Genomic DNA, 16,127 nt, shown 5'->3' with positions numbered 1-16,127 from the left:
AGGCCCTCTTGGGCCCACCCCATTATTTCGGCAGGATGCCATCATCAGGAGAGCAAGGACATGCGTCATCCGTCATTTTCGATCATCCCCTCTTTACCAGGCATCATGCGGGTCACGGCCATGCTGCTCCCCTTCTGCTGGAGCCCGTTCGGCTGGAGTGCCACCCTGCCGGCAGATCTCAAATGGGAGAACAACGACACCGATCCCGTCTATGCAGACCCCGAGGCCAAGCGAGGCGGCACCTTCCGGGATTTCATGTCGAGCTTTCCGCTCACCTTGCGCAAATACGGGCCGGATTCCAACGGCGGTTTTGCGGCCTACGTGCGCGAGACCAACCTGCCGCTCCTGAGCACCCATCCCGTGACGCGCAATCCCATCCCCATGCTGGCCAACCAGTGGGCTTTCGCCGCGGATAACAAGACGCTCTATTTTCGTATCAACCCCAAGGCCCGCTGGTCGGACGGCCAGCCCGTCACTGCGGACGACTGGGTCTTCACCCTCAAGATGATGCGCAGCAAGGAGATCAACGACCCCTGGTACAACAACTACTACAGCACCCAGATAAGCGAAGTGACCAAGTTTGACGATCACACCCTCGCCATCACCAGCGGCACCGAGAAGAGCCGGGAAGATCTGCTCGAAGCTCTCCCCTTCACCCCGGAGCCCAGCCACGCCATCAAGCTGACCGCCAACTGGGTCAAGGAGTACAACTGGAAGGTGCTGCCGGTCACCGGCCCCTACCAGATTGGCGAGCTCAAGAAGGGCAAGTCGGTTACCTTCGACCGGGTCAAGGATTGGTGGGGGAACGACGAGCGCTACTTCCAGCACCGCTTCAATCCGGATCGCATCGAGATCAAGGTGCTCAGGGATCAGAACATCGCCTGGCAGCACTTCCTGCGCGGTGAGCTCGACACCTTCCCCCTCGTGATGCCCAACTGGTGGCATGACAAGAGCAAGACCGCCGAATTCGAGAAGGGCTATATCGAGCGGCTCTGGTTCTACAACCAGACGCCTCAGCCCCCCATGGGGCTCTATCTCAACACGGCCGATCCCTTGCTGAGCAATCTCGACGTCAGACTCGGCATCCAGCACGCCCTCGCCCTGGACAAGATGATCGCGACCCTGCTGCGGGGGGACTACCAGCGTCTCAACACCTATGGCTCGGGCCAGGGTGATTTCACCAATACCGACCTCAAGGCGCGCCCCTTCTATCCCGCCCTTGCTCGCGAATTCTTTGCCAAGGCGGGCTTCACCAAGACCGGGCCGGATGGCATCTTGCGAAATGACAAGGGCCAGCCCCTCTCCCTCAGCATCACCTACACCACGGCGGAACATGCACAGCGCCTCACCCTGCTGCGGGAAGAGGCGAAAAAGGCGGGGCTCAACCTCGAGCTCAATCTGATGGATGCGTCTGCCGGCTTCAAATCCATGCTGGAGAAAAAACACCAGAGTGCCTGGATGGCCTGGAGCGGTGGTCGCTATCCCGCCTATTGGGAACACTTCCACAGGGTCAATGCCAACAAGCCCCAGACCAACAACATCATGAACATCGATGACGACAGGATCTCGGCTCTGGTGGAGCAATACGACAAGGCGTTCGATTTCAGCAAGAAGGCCGACCTCTCCCGCCAGATCCAGCAGCGACTCTATGAGCTCGCCAGCTTCGTCCCCGCCTATCAGGTGCCCTATACCCGGGCCGGCGCCTGGCGCTGGGTACGCCTGCCCAAGGTGCCGGCAACCCCTCAGAGCGACTTGCTCTACTGGCCCCTAGACGGCTCCAATTCGGGTTACAGCTTCGGCGGCCTGCTCTGGATTGACGAAGCGGCAAAGGCGCAGACCCGGGCCGCCATCAAAGGGGGGCAGACCTTCCCGCCTGTGACCATCACGGATACCACCTACCAGCAAAAATAGGGCAGCTGGCACCGTCAGCCCCAAAACAAAAGACCCCGCATATTGGCGGGGTCTTTGTTACAACCAGGATGGCACCAGGCAGAGGGCATTCAGCTGCGTTTGGCCTGCTTTTGCGCAATGGCGTCGGCGACGTCGGCCGGGTCCAGCACAATGCCTTCCTGATCCGGCGTCGGGAACACGGCCACGCAGAGATCATCCTGCTCCATGCCGTCCACCCAGCGATCCAGCCACACCTTGAGGGTGATGGATTGCGGCTTGCACTCGGCCCATTCCCCTTCGGCCCAGGCCTTGGCGTAGTCGGGATGCGGCCATACCGGGATGCAGTCTTCCTCTTCGGTCGTCAGCATCATGACGCCGTGTTCGTCGGTCAGGACAAACAGCTCTTCGTGCTCGACCAGCTTGCTGATGAAGTGATCAAAGCGGTAATCGGCGTTCAGTTGCAGCGCGGCATTGCGCTCGGTGTCGCTAAGTTCATAGCTCATCGGTCAAGTCTCTCGTTCAATAAAGGGCGACATGTTCACATCTTGCCGACCCCTTGTCCAGCAGGAGTAATGGGTCATCCGTCTTTCCATCGCCTCACCCCAGCTCGGGGGTCAACAGCCGGAGTCCCGCGGTCTCACCCAGCCGCTCCCTCAGCCAATAGGCGGACTCCACTTCCACAAAGCAGAGCTGATCCCGCCCCGCAGCGACCCCCACCATGATCTGCTCAAGCCGTGCTTGCTGGGCGGCACTCCAGGCAGCAACCAGCTTGCCGCCATGGGCCTCGTCCACCACCTCGCGGCGCAGCTCGAACAGGTTATCGGTGATCGGGCTGTTTATCTTGCTCGGGTGGCGCCAGTACATCTGCAGGTTGTCCAGCATCTCCTCATCGTAACTTGCCAGCGCATCGAGCTCCGGCGTCTCTTTGCTCTGGGCCGCGAATTCACACCAGCCTGCCGACAAGGTAGCCAGACTCTGGGCATCCTTGCCATGCTGGCGAAGGGTTGTCACGTCTTCCCCACGAATGGCCGGCAGCCAGAGATCTCCTTGATGTTGCGCCAGGAGAGGGAGCAGCAAGGAGGGAGCATAAACAGGAAAACGGGGACCCAGAGAGTGCAGCAGAGAGACCAGAGTAACAGTGATCATGAGACGCGCCTTGAACAAGATGACCTGGCATCACGCCTGGTCATGAGGGTGAACGAGGGTGCCATTCTAGCATGTTTGCCTTGCTGGGGGCGTTTGCGTCCAGCCGGGCCGGTGATAGATAGCGTCCAAAAAAGCAGCGTTTGAACCAGAGCGGCCCCGATAAAGGCCAATTGTTTGAGCCAGCGCCCACTAAAGAGGCACCGGGGATGCTAGGTTGCATACATCTTTAGCGTAAGGAGTGCATCCATGAGTGGGATCAACCAGGTTTCTGACGATTTTGTGAATGAGCTGAAAATACTGGCGTGTTTTGATCCGGCCAACATGAGCCTGGGGATCAAGCTGCGCAGCGACATGTCGGAAGCGCTTTGCCAGGCGGCAGCGCGCCTGCACAGCCAGGGCCTGATCACCGCGGCAGATGGCGGCTATCTGACCCCTTTCGGCATGACCATGCTGGAGCATCTCCAACACCTGCTGGTTGCACTCAAGCCGAATTGAGCGGTTGTGGTGCCCAGAGCGAGAAGTTGAGCAACTCCCAGCGCTCTCCTTGTCGCAGCAGACAAGCAAACAGCAAAGGACCTTCGGGTCCTTTTATCTTGCCATCGACCAGCCACTCTCCCGCCCGTTTTGGCACCGGCTGTACCCTGATCTCATCGGGTTTCACCGCTTTTCCCAGACGAACATGTACAAACTGTTGACACACGGACACGGCATCATTCACCGCAGGATCCGGCGTTGGCGGGCTGGCCTGACCGGTCAACGCAATGGTCAGCAAGAGGGAGGAGAGCAGGGTCATGACGCGTATTGAGAAGCCATGAAAACAAAAAGCCGTGGCACCAGAGGTACCACGGCTTTCTTAAATTCTGCAAGAATTACAGAGCAGTTACGTTCTCAGCCTGCGGGCCTTTTTGACCTTGGGTCACAGAGAACTGTACGCGCTGACCTTCAGCCAGGGTACGGAAGCCGTTACCTTGGATGGCGCTGAAGTGAACGAAAACGTCCGGGCCGTTTTCTTGCTGGATGAAGCCAAAACCTTTGGTTTCGTTGAAAAACTTAACGGTACCGGTGATCATGTTAGACATATCTTTAAACCTGTATTCAAAATAATTACTTATGCTTTTCAGCGGGTAAAGCTCAAAAAACGGGATTACTTATGAACAACAGGAAAAGATGTAAAACATCATATTCATTGACATAACTATCGCCCTTTCAAGCTGGTTGAGATTATACGTGCCTTTGTCGATTACGCAAACAAATTTGTACCCCGCCAGCGGCGGGGTACGGCGGTTTAGACCTGTGCCGACTCCAGTGCCTGAACCAGGGCTTTGAGGAAGCGAGCCGCCTCTCCACCGGTGCAGGCTCTGTGGTCAAACGTCATCGACAGGGGAAGTGCACGCACCGGGCGCGCCTCGCCGTGGATGAACACCACCTTCTCGAACAACTTGCCCGCTCCTATGATGGCCACCTGGGGTGGTGTGACGATGGGGCTGGCGTAACGGCCAGCGATGGCGCCAAAGTTGGTGAGGGTGATGGTCGCCCCCTGCAACATTTCCCGCGGCACGGCACGGGCCTTCACATCGGCGATCATCCGATCCAGCCCCTGCCGTATGTCAGCCGGGTCCCGCTCTGCCACGTTCTCCATCACAGGCACATAGAGCCCATGCTTGGAGTCGACCGCGATGGCCACATTGACCTCCCTGAACAGACGCCGCGACAGGGTCTCTCCGTCAAACCACGCATTCATGGAGGGTTCGGCCCGACACGCCACGCCTATCGCCTTGATGAGGCGCACCGTCACATCTTCATCCGGGCGCCAGTGGCGCAAGTCCACTTCGTCGGTGATGCTCACCGGCACCACAGTCCGGTGCGAGAGCTCCATCGCCTTGGCCATGGCCCGGCGCGAGCCTTTCAGGAATTCGTTGCCGCTCTCCTGCTGGGCCTCGAACGCCTGTTGCACATCCTGCTCGGTCACCATGCCAGCGCTGCCGGTTCCCTTGACCTTGTCGATGTCCAGTCCCAGTTTTTGCGCCAGCAGACGGACCGCTGGCATGGCTTGCACCAGCGTGCCGCCGGGCGCCATGGCCCCCACCACGAAATGATCCTCGATATGCTGCTGATGGGCGCTGACCTTGCCAACGACGGTGCCGTCATCCTCGCCCCCTTCAAACTCCACCAGCGGGGCGCCGATGTGGAGGATGTCCCCCTCCTGCCCACACAATCTGGCGATGACCCCGGCCACCGGCGAGGGCACATCCACCAGCGCCTTGGCTGTCTCCACCGACAGCAGTACCTGATCTACCTGCACCGTATCACCGGCGCTCACCTTCCACTCGACGATCTCGGCCTCGGCCAGTCCTTCGCCCAGATCCGGCAATTTGAAAAATTTCATGACCTGCTCTCCCTCTGCTGGGACATCACCAAACATTGACAGACACCATGGAGCCCTGTGGCCCAGGCACTTGCGCATCCGTACCTGTCGCGCGTCATAGCCACTGGTTCTCCATCAGTTGCCGAGCCGCCTGCGCGATCTCCTGCTCGGTGATGAGGTAATACTCCTCGTTGCGATAGTAGGGGACGGCGGCATCCACGCCGGTGAGGCGTCTTGGCGGCGCCTTGAGGGCAGTCATCGCCTCTTCGGTCACCTGGGACACGATTTCGGCACCCACCCCGAAACTGCCACAGGCTTCGTGTACTACCAGCAACCTCCCGGTCTTGCGTACCGAGGTCAGGATGCTCTCCATGTCCAGGGGTTTGATGGTGGCAAGATCCAGCACCTCGCACTGGATGTCCTGCTCCGCCAGCAGGTTCGCCGCCCGCATGACTTCCTGGATGCAGGCTCCCCAGGCCACCACAGTGATGTCCCGGCCGGGACGCAGGGTGAAGCAGACATCCAGCGGCAGGCCGACGCCGTCATCCACCACATCCGACTTCATGGAGCGATAGATGCGATCCGGCTCGAAGAACATCACGGGATCCGGATCCCGAATGGCCGACAGCAGCAGGCCGTAAGCCCGCTTCGGGCTCGAAGGGATCACGACCCGCAGCCCGGGGATATGGGCAAACAGGGCCTCGACGCTCTCGCTGTGGTGCTCGGGCGAATGGATGCCGGCGCCGTAGGGGGAGCGGTAGACGATGGGACAGGTGACGCGGCCACGGGTCCGGTTTCGCATCCGCGCCGCCTGGCAGATGATCTGCTCCATGCCCGGGAAGATGAAGCCCTGGAACTGGAATTCGGCCACGGGTTTGAGCCCCTGGGTCGCCATGCCCACCGCCACCCCGGCGATGAGCCCTTCGGCCAGCGGCGTATCGATGACCCGCTTGAACCCGAATTTATCGCGAAGCCCCACGGTGGCGCGAAACACACCGCCGTTGACCCCCACATCCTCCCCCAGTACCACCACATCAGGATCGCGTGCCATCTCGTGGTGCAACGCCAGATTGATCGCTTCGAGCAGCGTGATATCGCTCATAGTCCCTCCCCGCTCTGCTGCATGCCCTTGGCGATGATGCGCTGGCGCTGGGCAAGATAGGCCTTCGGCAGCTCGGCAAACTGGTAATCGAGCAGGGTCTCCGGCGCCTGGGGCGTGATGGCCTCATAGGCGGCAACGGCGCGTTCCACTTCCCGGCCCGCCTCTGCCAGCAGCGCCTGTTCCTGCTGCTCATCCCACCAGCCCCGTTCAAACATGAACTGGCGCAGCCGCTTGACCGGTTCCCTGGCCCAGGCCGCTTCCACCTCGGCGCCGTCACGATAGCGAGTCGCATCATCGGCGGTGGTGTGATCCCCGAGCCGGTAGCTGACGGCTTCGATAAGCGTCGGCCCCTTGCCGCTGCGAGCCCGCTCGACGGCAGCGCGGGTCGCCTCATAGACAGCCACCACGTCATTGCCGTCCACCTGGAGGCTGCGCACCCCGGCCCCGATACCCTTCTGGGCCAGGGTGGGCGCGCTCGACTGCAACTTGCGCGGCACCGAGATGGCCCACTGGTTGTTGTTGATGATCATCACCATGGGGAGATGCCAGACACCGGCACAGTTGAGCCCCTCAAGGAAATCTCCCTTGGAGGTGCCGCCATCGCCGATGGTCACCACGGCGACCCTGGGCTGGTTGCGCAGCTTGAAGGCGGCCGCGATGCCGGCAGCATGGGTGATCTGGGTGGCGATGGGAACGCAGATGGGCAAGTCTTCCGACAACTCGCCATCGGCCTTGTAGAAGACGCTGCCACGCTCGTCCCCGCCCCAATACTGCAGGTTCTGCTCCATGGGCACGCCCCTCACGTAGAGAGTGGGCATGTCCCGGTAGTAGGGCACATAGACATCCTCTGACTGCATGGCGAGCCCGACCCCGATCCCCACCGCTTCCGCCCCGAGATGGGAGGGAAAGGTGCCGAGTTTGCCGGTTCGCTGCAGTGCTATCGCTTTCTTGTCGTAACTGCGCACCATCACCATGTTGCGGTAGAAGGTGTGCAGCATCGCCTTGTCCAGCCAAGTCGGCAGTGTCGCGACCGGGCGCCCCTCCTCATCGAGGTAACGAAGGAAGGGAATGTCGACATGGGTCATAACTGGCTCCTTGCCGTTGTCAGCGTCACCACCATGAGGTGACGCTTAGAATGTAAATAATATGTTAAGCAAAGGGCAACGGGATTCAGTCAGGTAAGACCAGTAGAAACTTCTTTAATTTCAGAAAGAAGAGGATATTTTCGGCGAGCAGAAACGAAGAAGGGAGCCCTTTCGGGCTCCCTGTCGAAGCGGGTTCGGGATCACGCCTGTATTTGGCACGCCGCCAAGGGCGCAGGATTGGCGTGAAAAAATGGGCTCAGATCACTCCCACAAACGGGTCGGCACCACCAGCAGCATGGTACGTTGGCCGATGGCCACGTTGGCGTTGGGGAAGACCACCGCTTCCCGCGGTTTCTCTACCCTGTATTGCCGATCTCCGTCTTCCGCCAGCACAAACCCCTGGGGAAATTCGGTGAAATTGTCCACGTCGCTGGCAAACAGGAAACGAAACTCGGCCGTTTGCTTGTTGATCACCCTATCGATGGCAAAAATCGTGAAGTCATCCGCCCGCCAGGGCTCTAGCATCACCTCATCCCGGGTCACCAGCTCCTGCAACGCCTGACGCACTTCGATGAAGCGGGTCATGTCGTTCTCGCCAAAGGGGCGCACCTTGCCGAGCTCCACCGTGAAGGCATGGGCGCCATGCTGGTGCGAGCTGTAATAGCTGAAGGTGGTGGTCGGGCCGCTCGAGAGCAGTATGGTGCGCACCCCGCAAGCCCCGAGGAACTGCACCTGCTCCTTGCAGTGCGGCCGCTCGTGGGGGAAGGGATAGACGGCAAACTTCTCGTGGCGGGAGCCGCGAATGGCGGTGTGCAGATCGTAGTGATAACGGGGCCTGGCGGGGTCGGCAAAGAAGCGGCTCACATACTGCTCCAGACGCATGGCGCGAATGCGCTCCCTGTTGCACAGCCCCTCCCCCTTGCTGTGAGCGCCCGAGAAGAGCCGATTCATGTTCTCTTCCACCTCTCGCACCCCCTGGTTCATGGCGGCGGGGTTGCCAAAGAGGAACAGCACCCGGTGGCAGGCCTGGATCTCCCCGCTGAGCAGCCGGGTCAGCAACTGGTTGCAGATCTCGATGGGGGCTGTCTCGTTACCATGAATGCCGCAGGAGAGCACTATGTCCTTGCGCCCGCCAGGCGACGTCCCTGTGGGTTCCAGGCAGAGTACGCCAGTGTCCCACACACTCACCCGGGTGCCGTTGGCCAGGTCGAAGGCAAAAGGATCGAGCTGCCACTCGTGGCGGCGGGTCAGAGCCAAAAAGTCATGCTGGGGAATCATCCATCTCACCCTCTTGTCTGGAATGCTATGGCCGGATTATACGCAAGGCAGCCGGGCTTAAAATCAGTTTTTAAACAAATTCAAACAGTAAGGATACAAAGTTGGCGAGGGATGATGACAAATCATGCCGCAGGGGGCAAACAGAAGGAAAAACAGACAAGGGGGAAAACAAGAAACGGCAACAGGGGAAAAATCAGGCCCGTCTGGGGGCGAAGAGCATCAGGCAGAGCAGTTCAGATCAGCAAGAAAACAAGGCATCCATGCCCGGCAGATCAACCACGCCAGAACGGCTTGGTGGTCTCTTGATAGCGGTCGGCTTCGTTCAGACCGATGTCCTTGAGCAGGTAGGCGGGCAGCTCGGAGAGCTGGCGACGGCTGCGGCTGCGTTCCAGCCAGGTCAGGACGGTCATCTTGACGCGAGCAACCAGATTCGATTCGCTGGAATCCTGGTAACCGGCTTCGGTATAAGTCATGTTGGCCATGATATGGCTCCTCTCTCTAGTTCTGCGCAAGGCTCGGATTTGATGCGCAAAGCTTAGTCAGGGCGAGGAGGTGCCTCAATTGACGAATTTTGATACATGGGATTAGTAAAAGTAATGGCTAATCTCGCCATGAGGTGAAACGCAAGGTGTTGATTTATATGCAAAATATCAACCAGACATTCCCTCCCTCTGCCCAACAGCATTTTCTCCTGCATCATCTGCTTCTAAGTATGCAGTTTCCCACGTTAGCTATGCAGAGCCCGAGTGCCAGGCAGGGCGTGGCTACCTCGGCCCAGGCGCCAATTGTTAATCATTGGATCACTTAAAGATCGTTATTTAACAGGATGATACAGACAGGCAACCCTCGGAAGGCGACCAGGGCTGCCGCCTCCGGACGGCGCTTGAAAGGCGGCACTTGGCGCCTTCCCGTCATACTGGTATGGTTATTTATACAGTACTTTAATCATGCCCCCTGATCGTCACTTTAGGGCGACGAATTGGGGGAACAGACAGGATATGCCGATGGACACCTTTACCCCCACCGCCGCCCTGCGTCAACAGATGGACGAACTGGAAGACGCCCTTGCCCGTCTCGCCAGACAGCTCGGCCAGCTCGAGTTGCTGGAGGCCCATGTCTATCCCCTGCCCGCCGTGCCGCAAGGGGAAGAGCACGATCCCATCGAGGCCATCGAAGTGGGCTATCTCTCGGGCGAGGCGGCGCTGGCCGCCACCCTGACCGCCTATCAGGATCACAGCGCCCGCCCAGGCTGCTCCACCAAGGCGACTCACCGGCTGCCTGGCTGGTTGCGCTTCCCCGCCGCCTGCGCCTCCCTGTTGCAGCCGCTGCTCGACGAGATCAACGGCCACAAGCTCGCCTTCAAGGCCCTGGTACAGGCCGCCGGCGGGCGGGACGAGAAGTTCGAACTGGTGCACAGCGCTCTACCCGGGGTCATCACCCTGCAGGTCTATCGCAAGCTCACTCTGCTCACCGGAGAGCTGCATTCCCTCGGCTTCACCTGGGCCGACAAGCAGAGCATCAGCCGCCTCAGCCGCGAGCAGGTGCTGGAAATGCTGGAGCGCAGCCGCCGCTATGTGCCGGCACTCTCCAGCAACGAGGAGTGGAGCAAGATGGTGGATCAGGAGGTGTATGACATCCGCCGCCTACCTGCGGATGTGCAGCTGCGGATCCGCCGGCCGGTCAAGACCCATCCCATGATCAACCTGCTCTGGCAGGACAGGGCGCCGCGCAAGCAGCAGCTCAAGGCGAGCCTGCCCCTGCTGCTTTGCTCGGATACCCAACCCGCCGTCACCCATCTGGGCCACTATCCGCCCAAGCTGCGCCAGGCGCGGCGGGATCGCAAGATTGGCGGCGAAGCCATCATAGAGCGGCTGCACCTCTACCGTTATCAGGGCTAGCGCCTCCTGGCCAGAGCCATGAGTCCCTGAAACAGAGAGGGGGATGGCCACCAGGACCATCCCCCTCTCGCACACAGGCAACCAGCACAGCTCCTAGCTCATCAGCAGGGCGCGCAAGCTCTCCACATCAAGGCCGCGCACCTCGGACTGGCCGCTCAAGAGGCCATCGGCCAGGGCCCGCTTCTCGTCGTGCAGCGCCACTATCTTCTCTTCCACCGTCTGCTCACACACCAGTCGATAGACGGTCACCGGCTGGGTCTGCCCCATGCGATGGGCCCGATCGCTCGCCTGATCCTCCACCGCCGGGTTCCACCAGGGATCCAGGTGCAACACGGTATCGGCCTGGGTCAGGTTGAGACCCGTGCCCCCCGCCTTGAGGCTGATGAGGAACAGGGGAACAGGGTCGTGACGGAACCGCAGTATGGACTCCTGACGGGACTTGGCGGAGCAGCCCCCGTCCAGGTAGCAGTAGTCCCATTGCCGCTGCTCGATGCGGGCCCGCAGCAGGCTCAGCAGATCGACAAACTGGCTGAACACCAGCACCCGGTGCCCGCCATCGATGGCTTCGTCCAGCAGCGCCATGGCCTCGTCAAGCTTGCTGCTGGTCTGGGACCACTCCGGCATCACCAGCTTGGGGGAGCAGCAGAGCCGCCGCAGGCGGGTCAGGCCGCTCAGCACGTGCATCAGGGCACGACCATCGGCGCTTTGCACCTGCTGCACCACCTCGCGCCGGGTCGCCTCATAGAGCTGACGCTCCTCGGGGGAGAGGCTGATGTGGTGGATGATCTCGGTCTTGTCCGGCAGCTCGGTCAGCACCTGCTGCTTGAGGCGTCGCAGGATGAAGGGGCTGATCACCGCCCGCAACAGCGCCATGTGTTGAGGATCCTTCACCGCCTTGCCGAAGCGGCGCTTGAACTCGCCGAGGCTGCCGAGCAGGCCCGGGTTGATGAAGGTGAACAGGCTCCACAGCTCCCCCAGGTGGTTCTCGATGGGGGTGCCGGAGAGGGCCAGGCGAAAATCCCCTTCGAGCTGGAACAGCAGCTTGGCCCGCTGGGTGCCGGCATTCTTGATCTGCTGCGCCTCGTCCAGCACCATGCTCGCCCAGCGGCGGGACTTCAGGGACTGGGCCAGGCTGCCGAGCATGCCGTAGTTGACCAGGATGATCTGGCCCGCCCTGGCCTCCTGGATCAGGGTCTCCCGCTCGGCGGGATTCTCGAACACCACCACCTCCAGCTCGGGGGCAAACCGCGTCACCTCCTCCTGCCAGTTGGTGACCACGGACTTGGGCACCACCACCAGGGCGGGGCCGAGGTGCTGGCGCATGCGCAGCACCATGAGCGCCTGCAGCGTCTTGCCAAGGCCCATGTCATCGGCGAGACAGGCACCGAAGCCATGGTGGGCCAGGGTCGCCATCCAGCGTACCCCCTCCTTCTGATAGTCCCGCAGCGCCGTCAAGAGCTCGGGGGCACACTCCACCTCCTGCTGCCACTCCTGCTGCAGTGAGTGCCAGGCATCATCCCCGGCTGTGGTCACCGCCGACAGCAGGCGGGCCAATGGGTAGGCCAGCTTGTTGTTGATGCGCTGCTCGGTGTCCAGCATGGCCCCCAGCATGGTGAGGCGCTCCACCAGCTTGTCGCTCAGCATCAGACTGGTCTTCTCGTCGAGCTGAACGGTGCGCTGACCCGGGGTCAGCTGGCGCAGGATGAGGCGCAAGTCGAGGATCTGATGCTCGTCCAGCGCCAGCGCGCCCTCCACCTGGAACCAGTCCTGGCGACGCTCGATGCGCAGGCTCAGGGCCGCCTCGTCGAGGCTCTTGAGACGGGCGCTGTCCTGATGCCAGTGAACGACCACTCCGGCGTCCACCAGCTCGGGCAGCGCATTGACCAGGGTCAGTGCCTGCTCACCATCCAGCTTCCATTCGTTGCCCGGCAGGCCGATGGGCAACTGGTTGCGCAGCAACTGGGCCTCGGCCTTCTCGGCGGCCAGATCCCGTTGCCAGTAGTGATAGTCTCTGACCCCCTGGCGCACTATGGCCTCCCCCTTGCCGAGCGGCAACGGCGGCAACTCCCCCTCCCGGGTCACCAGCTGGACCACCAGCTGACCATCCTGCCAGTCCAGCTGGACCGAAGGCACTCCGGGCCAGGGGGTCAGCTCGGCATTGCCACTGAGCCCCTCGACCTGGCTGTGCCAGGGCTGCTCGGGAATGGCGTCCAGGGTGCGTTGCAGCTCGGCGAGCCCGTCCGCTGGCAGCAGCGGTATGGATTCCAGCGCTGGCAGTCTGTCCAGCAGCGCCTGAGGGGTCAGGATGAGCTGCCACAGATCCTGGGCCAGGGGTACGATGTGCGCCCCGCGCGCCGCGGCGGCCGGGCTCAAGACGGCGCTCATGCCCTGCTCGGTGGCGACGATTTGCAACAAGGGGGCACTGATAGCCAGTTGCAGTTTCTGTCCCTTGGCGTTGAACAGGCGCGGATGGCTGGCCAGGGGGGCCCAGGCCTCCCGCGGCAGCTTGCTCATGCCCCGTGGCAGGGTGCGCACCAGCGTCCAGTCCGCCTCGTCGAGCAGGGAGGCATACTGGGTGGAGAGCAGGGCAGGATCGACCCGGCGCCCGGCGGTCCACTCCCCCTTGGTGCTCTGCTTCTGGATCTTGCACTCGAGCTCGGGCCCTTCGGCATGGAGCAGCCATACCAGCCGCTCCTGCGCCTTGCGCACGCCGCTGGAGCGCCCCAGCCCCTGCAACCAGTTGAGCCAACTGGCCGAGGCGGGGGTCTTGTCCTCATCCTCGGCGTCGCTGGTCGCATCGAGAGCCGGAGCGGCACGCAGTTGCTGCAACGGGGGACGCTCGGCCCCCTCCCCCAGCAAGAGGCGCAGCAGATCCTGACAGAAAGCCATCAGGCGATGACGGGGCTCGGCCTCCAGCAGGTGGGAGAGATCCCACTTGTGCAATATGGTCACTTGGGGACTCTGTTCGCCGTGGCGGGCCAGGGCGCAGAGATCGAGCCAGAGATAGCCCCAGTGCAGCTCCTCCAGCGGCAGTTGCAGGGTATCGAACAGCCCCACCGCCTGACCGTGGCGATCGCCCGCCCACTGTCCCAGCAGATCCGCCAGCAGGGGGGAGCCATTGCCCAGGCTGCGCTGCCACTTCTTGCGCTGTTCGCTCCCCTGCACGGGATCCGCCTGCTGCAACCAGCCGAGCCAGAGCAGGGCGCTGAACATCCTGGGCCAGGACCCGGCCCCCTCCTGCACCTGCCACTGCCCAAGCGCCCTCTGGAGCCGTTCGGCCAGGGGCTGTTCATCCTCCCGCGCCGCCAGTTGTTGCAGCGATGGCCAGTGAGTGGTCACCTCGCCGGTCAGCGGGCCGCAGAGCCACTCCCACTCGGTGGCCAGCGCCTCGACCCGCGCCGCCAGTGCAGGGGCGCAAGGGGTGACCAGGGACGCCAGAGGCCAGCTCGCCTCCGGCTCGGCATCCAGCAGGGTCTGCAGGGCGAAGTGTTCGAGCAGCAGGGTTTGCCAGGCGGGGCTGGAGCCAGGCAGCAGGCGATGGGCGTCGGGCAGATCCAGCAGGCTCAGGAGCTCCGCGCTCTGGTAATAGGTCGGGATCTGCCCCGCCTCCCCCAGGCAGAGCTCGCGCACCACCCCTTGTGCCACCTCCTGCCCCGTGACCGAGGGCACCCGGCGCCAGTCCGGCATGGGGCAAGCCCCCGAGCGTACCGCCAGGATCAGGGTCAGGGTCCCCTCCGCCGTCAGGCTCCACTGCTGCTTCGTGCGCTGGCGGATCAGCCCGAGCCGCTCCAGCCGGTTCAGGGTGTCGGTCAGCGAATGCTGCCCATGCAGCGTGTCTTGCAGGTAACGGGTGCTGGCGGCGCGCTGCAGTTGCAGCTCGCAGAGCAGGGCATGGCAATCCGAAGAGAGGGTGAAGGCTGACATCGGAACTCACGGGCAGATGCAAAGGCGGAATTTTAACGGGAAAGCGGCGGCGGCTCGACCCTTAAGCGCGAATTAGCACAAAAAAAGCGGCGCAGGGATCTGGAAGCGCCGCCACGGCCAGGGCTCAGGCTGCCGGCGCCATAAAAAAAGCGCCGCAGCGCCTCTTGATTGAGCCAGGAGTCACCCTCAGCCTTCGAGCCGTGCCAGGCGGGATTCCAGCGCCTGCAACTGCGACTTGAGGCGTTCGACTTCCTCTTCCAGCTGGCTCAGGCGATCGGCGGCAGGAGAGGCATGGCTGACTGCCGGTGCGCTCTGTGCCAGGGCCTCCAGGTCTATCTCCCCGCCGAACAGGTGGGCGTAGCGGGACTCCCGCTTGCCCGGCTCCCGGGGCAGCTTGACCACATAGGGCCCCCGCTCGACGAGGCCGGCCAGCACGGCATCCACCTCGGTCACGTCGTCGAAACTGCACAGGCGATTGGTGCGCGAGCGCAGTTCACCCGGGGTCTGCGGGCCGCGCAGCAAGAGTTCGCAGACAATGCCGAGCTCCTGGGCCGTGAACTTGAGCTCGCCAAATTCGGTGTTGCAGAAGCGGTGCTGATAGCGCGGCACCCGGGCGTTGAAACCGGCGGTATTGACCACCAGGCGGCGGCGGATCAGCTCGTCGATCACGGCGCGGATGTCCAGCTCGGCGAGCTCCAGCACGGGCTCGCGGTTGCTCTTCTGGTTGCAGGCGTTGACCAGCGCATTGAGCGAGAGAGGGTACTGATCCGGCGTGCAGATCTCTTTCTCTATCAGGCAGCCGATCACGCGCGCCTCTAATGGGCCTAGTACTATCTCCATGTCATACTCCCTTGCCAAACAAGACGTTAAGACGGTTATCTTAGCCAAGACGCTCCCGCCGTCCAGCACTCAAGCCCGTTTTTGCGAGCCGATGACCCCCTTGGTGCAACCTTGTACAGCTCCTGCCCCGACGTGGCTATACAGACTTGTCGACCCGGGTGTCCGCTCCCGTGGTCAGGATGCGCACCCTGTCCCCCTTGGCGAAGGTGAGTGCGGGATCCTGCTCCTGCACGACGTTGAGCAGTTTGCCCGCCTCCGTCTTGATCAGCAGCTCGACCGTCTGCCGGCCCTGCCCGCTCTGCTGGTTACCCTGGCGGCGGCGGGAGACTTCGGCCCCCGCGACGGCCCCCACTGTGGTGGCGACGGTCTGGCCGGAGCCACCGCCAAACTGGCTTCCGACGGCGGCTCCCAGCGCGGCCGCCCCTATGGTGCGAAGGGGCCGGGTAGTTCCCTGCCGGGGCGCCTCCTGGGTGAGGAGGCGGCTCTCCTGTACCGTGCCGTATTCCACCTGGGCGCTGGTGCCCGCGACAGCGGGCGAACCCGTCAGGGCGAGCAGGCTGATGACGATGAATGCACTCTTCTTCACGATATCCACTCCG

The 16,127-nt window shown here is 62.3% G+C and carries 15 protein-coding genes; 3 read left to right on the top strand and 12 right to left on the bottom strand.

Annotated elements, in window-relative coordinates:
* Window positions 1-105: 105 nt before the first annotated feature.
* Window positions 106-1,911, top strand: coding sequence for an extracellular solute-binding protein (locus tag C2U30_RS22315; RefSeq protein ID WP_199767387.1), 1,806 nt, complete (start codon window positions 106-108; stop codon window positions 1,909-1,911).
* 89 nt (window positions 1,912-2,000) lie between these two features.
* Here the strand turns inward: C2U30_RS22315 and C2U30_RS22310 are convergent, their stop codons facing one another.
* Both C2U30_RS22310 and C2U30_RS22305 read right to left on the bottom strand, forming a co-directional pair.
* The gene (locus tag C2U30_RS22310; protein WP_039040225.1) at window positions 2,001-2,393 is read right to left on the bottom strand and encodes a DUF2750 domain-containing protein; all 393 of its coding nucleotides are present in this window, start codon (window positions 2,391-2,393) and stop codon (window positions 2,001-2,003) included.
* A gap of 94 nt (window positions 2,394-2,487) precedes the next feature.
* Window positions 2,488-3,036 (bottom strand): hypothetical protein, encoded by a 549-nt coding sequence (locus C2U30_RS22305; RefSeq protein ID WP_045524136.1) that lies wholly within the window; start codon window positions 3,034-3,036, stop codon window positions 2,488-2,490.
* Window positions 3,037-3,282: 246 nt separating this feature from the next.
* Here C2U30_RS22305 and C2U30_RS22300 point away from each other — a divergent pair, with 246 nt between their 5' ends.
* Window positions 3,283-3,531, top strand: coding sequence for a TIGR02647 family protein (locus C2U30_RS22300; protein ID WP_010675310.1), 249 nt, complete (start codon window positions 3,283-3,285; stop codon window positions 3,529-3,531).
* Here the strand turns inward: C2U30_RS22300 and C2U30_RS22295 are convergent.
* The 7 genes from C2U30_RS22295 to C2U30_RS22265 form a co-directional block, all read right to left on the bottom strand.
* A complete protein-coding gene (locus C2U30_RS22295) occupies window positions 3,518-3,829 on the bottom strand; it encodes a hypothetical protein (RefSeq protein ID WP_103244602.1) in 312 nt (103 codons plus the stop codon). The genes C2U30_RS22300 and C2U30_RS22295 overlap by 14 nt on opposite strands.
* 76 nt (window positions 3,830-3,905) lie before the next feature.
* Window positions 3,906-4,115 carry a cold-shock protein gene (locus C2U30_RS22290; RefSeq protein ID WP_005302803.1) on the bottom strand — a complete coding sequence of 70 codons (210 nt, stop codon included), beginning with the start codon at window positions 4,113-4,115 and terminating at the stop codon, window positions 3,906-3,908.
* 206 nt (window positions 4,116-4,321) lie between these two features.
* Window positions 4,322-5,422: a dihydrolipoamide acetyltransferase family protein gene (locus C2U30_RS22285; RefSeq protein ID WP_010675312.1), complete on the bottom strand. Its 1,101-nt coding sequence runs from the start codon at window positions 5,420-5,422 to the stop codon at window positions 4,322-4,324.
* A gap of 94 nt (window positions 5,423-5,516) precedes the next feature.
* The gene (locus C2U30_RS22280) at window positions 5,517-6,503 is read right to left on the bottom strand and encodes an alpha-ketoacid dehydrogenase subunit beta (protein WP_042864128.1); all 987 of its coding nucleotides are present in this window, start codon (window positions 6,501-6,503) and stop codon (window positions 5,517-5,519) included.
* A complete protein-coding gene (pdhA, locus tag C2U30_RS22275) occupies window positions 6,500-7,588 on the bottom strand; it encodes a pyruvate dehydrogenase (acetyl-transferring) E1 component subunit alpha (RefSeq protein ID WP_103244601.1) in 1,089 nt (362 codons plus the stop codon). The genes C2U30_RS22280 and pdhA overlap by 4 nt, the downstream gene beginning before the upstream one ends.
* 261 nt (window positions 7,589-7,849) lie before the next feature.
* A complete protein-coding gene (gene astE, locus C2U30_RS22270) occupies window positions 7,850-8,866 on the bottom strand; it encodes a succinylglutamate desuccinylase (RefSeq protein ID WP_103244600.1) in 1,017 nt (338 codons plus the stop codon).
* A 272-nt stretch (window positions 8,867-9,138) separates the two neighbouring features.
* Window positions 9,139-9,348, bottom strand: coding sequence for a DUF1127 domain-containing protein (locus C2U30_RS22265; RefSeq protein WP_005331430.1), 210 nt, complete (start codon window positions 9,346-9,348; stop codon window positions 9,139-9,141).
* A 522-nt stretch (window positions 9,349-9,870) separates the two neighbouring features.
* Between C2U30_RS22265 and C2U30_RS22260 the strand changes: the two genes are divergently transcribed.
* Window positions 9,871-10,764, top strand: a complete 894-nt coding sequence (locus C2U30_RS22260; RefSeq protein ID WP_103244599.1) for a DNA replication terminus site-binding protein — start codon at window positions 9,871-9,873, stop codon at window positions 10,762-10,764.
* 93 nt (window positions 10,765-10,857) lie between these two features.
* Here the strand turns inward: C2U30_RS22260 and C2U30_RS22255 are convergent, their stop codons facing one another.
* From C2U30_RS22255 to C2U30_RS22245, 3 genes are all read right to left on the bottom strand, one after another.
* On the bottom strand, window positions 10,858-14,688 hold the full coding sequence (locus C2U30_RS22255) for a DEAD/DEAH box helicase (RefSeq protein ID WP_103244598.1): 3,831 nt from the start codon (window positions 14,686-14,688) through the stop codon (window positions 10,858-10,860).
* A 186-nt stretch (window positions 14,689-14,874) separates the two neighbouring features.
* Complete coding sequence (locus tag C2U30_RS22250) at window positions 14,875-15,528, bottom strand: YceH family protein (protein ID WP_049637067.1); 654 nt, start codon at window positions 15,526-15,528, stop codon at window positions 14,875-14,877.
* A gap of 136 nt (window positions 15,529-15,664) precedes the next feature.
* A complete protein-coding gene (locus tag C2U30_RS22245) occupies window positions 15,665-16,114 on the bottom strand; it encodes a glycine zipper 2TM domain-containing protein (protein WP_052447009.1) in 450 nt (149 codons plus the stop codon).
* Window positions 16,115-16,127 lie beyond the last annotated feature (13 nt).

The organism is Aeromonas sp. ASNIH5, from assembly GCF_002902865.1.
GTDB classification, from domain to species: Bacteria; Pseudomonadota; Gammaproteobacteria; order Enterobacterales; family Aeromonadaceae; genus Aeromonas; species Aeromonas caviae.
Note: the sequence above shows the minus strand (reverse complement) of the source record. Positions and strands in the feature narration are given on the sequence as shown.

What these genes read in the sequence shown, in the direction of transcription:
- C2U30_RS22315 (WP_199767387.1), top strand. Translation starts at nt 106, where the DNA reads ATGCGGGTCACGGCCATGCTGCTCCCCTTCTGCTGGAGCCCGTTCGGC.
- C2U30_RS22310 (WP_039040225.1), bottom strand. Translation starts at nt 2,393, where the DNA reads ATGAGCTATGAACTTAGCGACACCGAGCGCAATGCCGCGCTGCAACTG.
- C2U30_RS22305 (WP_045524136.1), bottom strand. Translation starts at nt 3,036, where the DNA reads ATGATCACTGTTACTCTGGTCTCTCTGCTGCACTCTCTGGGTCCCCGT.
- C2U30_RS22300 (WP_010675310.1), top strand. Translation starts at nt 3,283, where the DNA reads ATGAGTGGGATCAACCAGGTTTCTGACGATTTTGTGAATGAGCTGAAA.
- C2U30_RS22295 (WP_103244602.1), bottom strand. Translation starts at nt 3,829, where the DNA reads ATGACCCTGCTCTCCTCCCTCTTGCTGACCATTGCGTTGACCGGTCAG.
- C2U30_RS22290 (WP_005302803.1), bottom strand. Translation starts at nt 4,115, where the DNA reads ATGTCTAACATGATCACCGGTACCGTTAAGTTTTTCAACGAAACCAAA.
- C2U30_RS22285 (WP_010675312.1), bottom strand. Translation starts at nt 5,422, where the DNA reads ATGAAATTTTTCAAATTGCCGGATCTGGGCGAAGGACTGGCCGAGGCC.
- C2U30_RS22280 (WP_042864128.1), bottom strand. Translation starts at nt 6,503, where the DNA reads ATGAGCGATATCACGCTGCTCGAAGCGATCAATCTGGCGTTGCACCAC.
- pdhA (WP_103244601.1), bottom strand. Translation starts at nt 7,588, where the DNA reads ATGACCCATGTCGACATTCCCTTCCTTCGTTACCTCGATGAGGAGGGG.
- astE (WP_103244600.1), bottom strand. Translation starts at nt 8,866, where the DNA reads ATGATTCCCCAGCATGACTTTTTGGCTCTGACCCGCCGCCACGAGTGG.
- C2U30_RS22265 (WP_005331430.1), bottom strand. Translation starts at nt 9,348, where the DNA reads ATGGCCAACATGACTTATACCGAAGCCGGTTACCAGGATTCCAGCGAA.
- C2U30_RS22260 (WP_103244599.1), top strand. Translation starts at nt 9,871, where the DNA reads ATGGACACCTTTACCCCCACCGCCGCCCTGCGTCAACAGATGGACGAA.
- C2U30_RS22255 (WP_103244598.1), bottom strand. Translation starts at nt 14,688, where the DNA reads ATGTCAGCCTTCACCCTCTCTTCGGATTGCCATGCCCTGCTCTGCGAG.
- C2U30_RS22250 (WP_049637067.1), bottom strand. Translation starts at nt 15,528, where the DNA reads ATGGAGATAGTACTAGGCCCATTAGAGGCGCGCGTGATCGGCTGCCTG.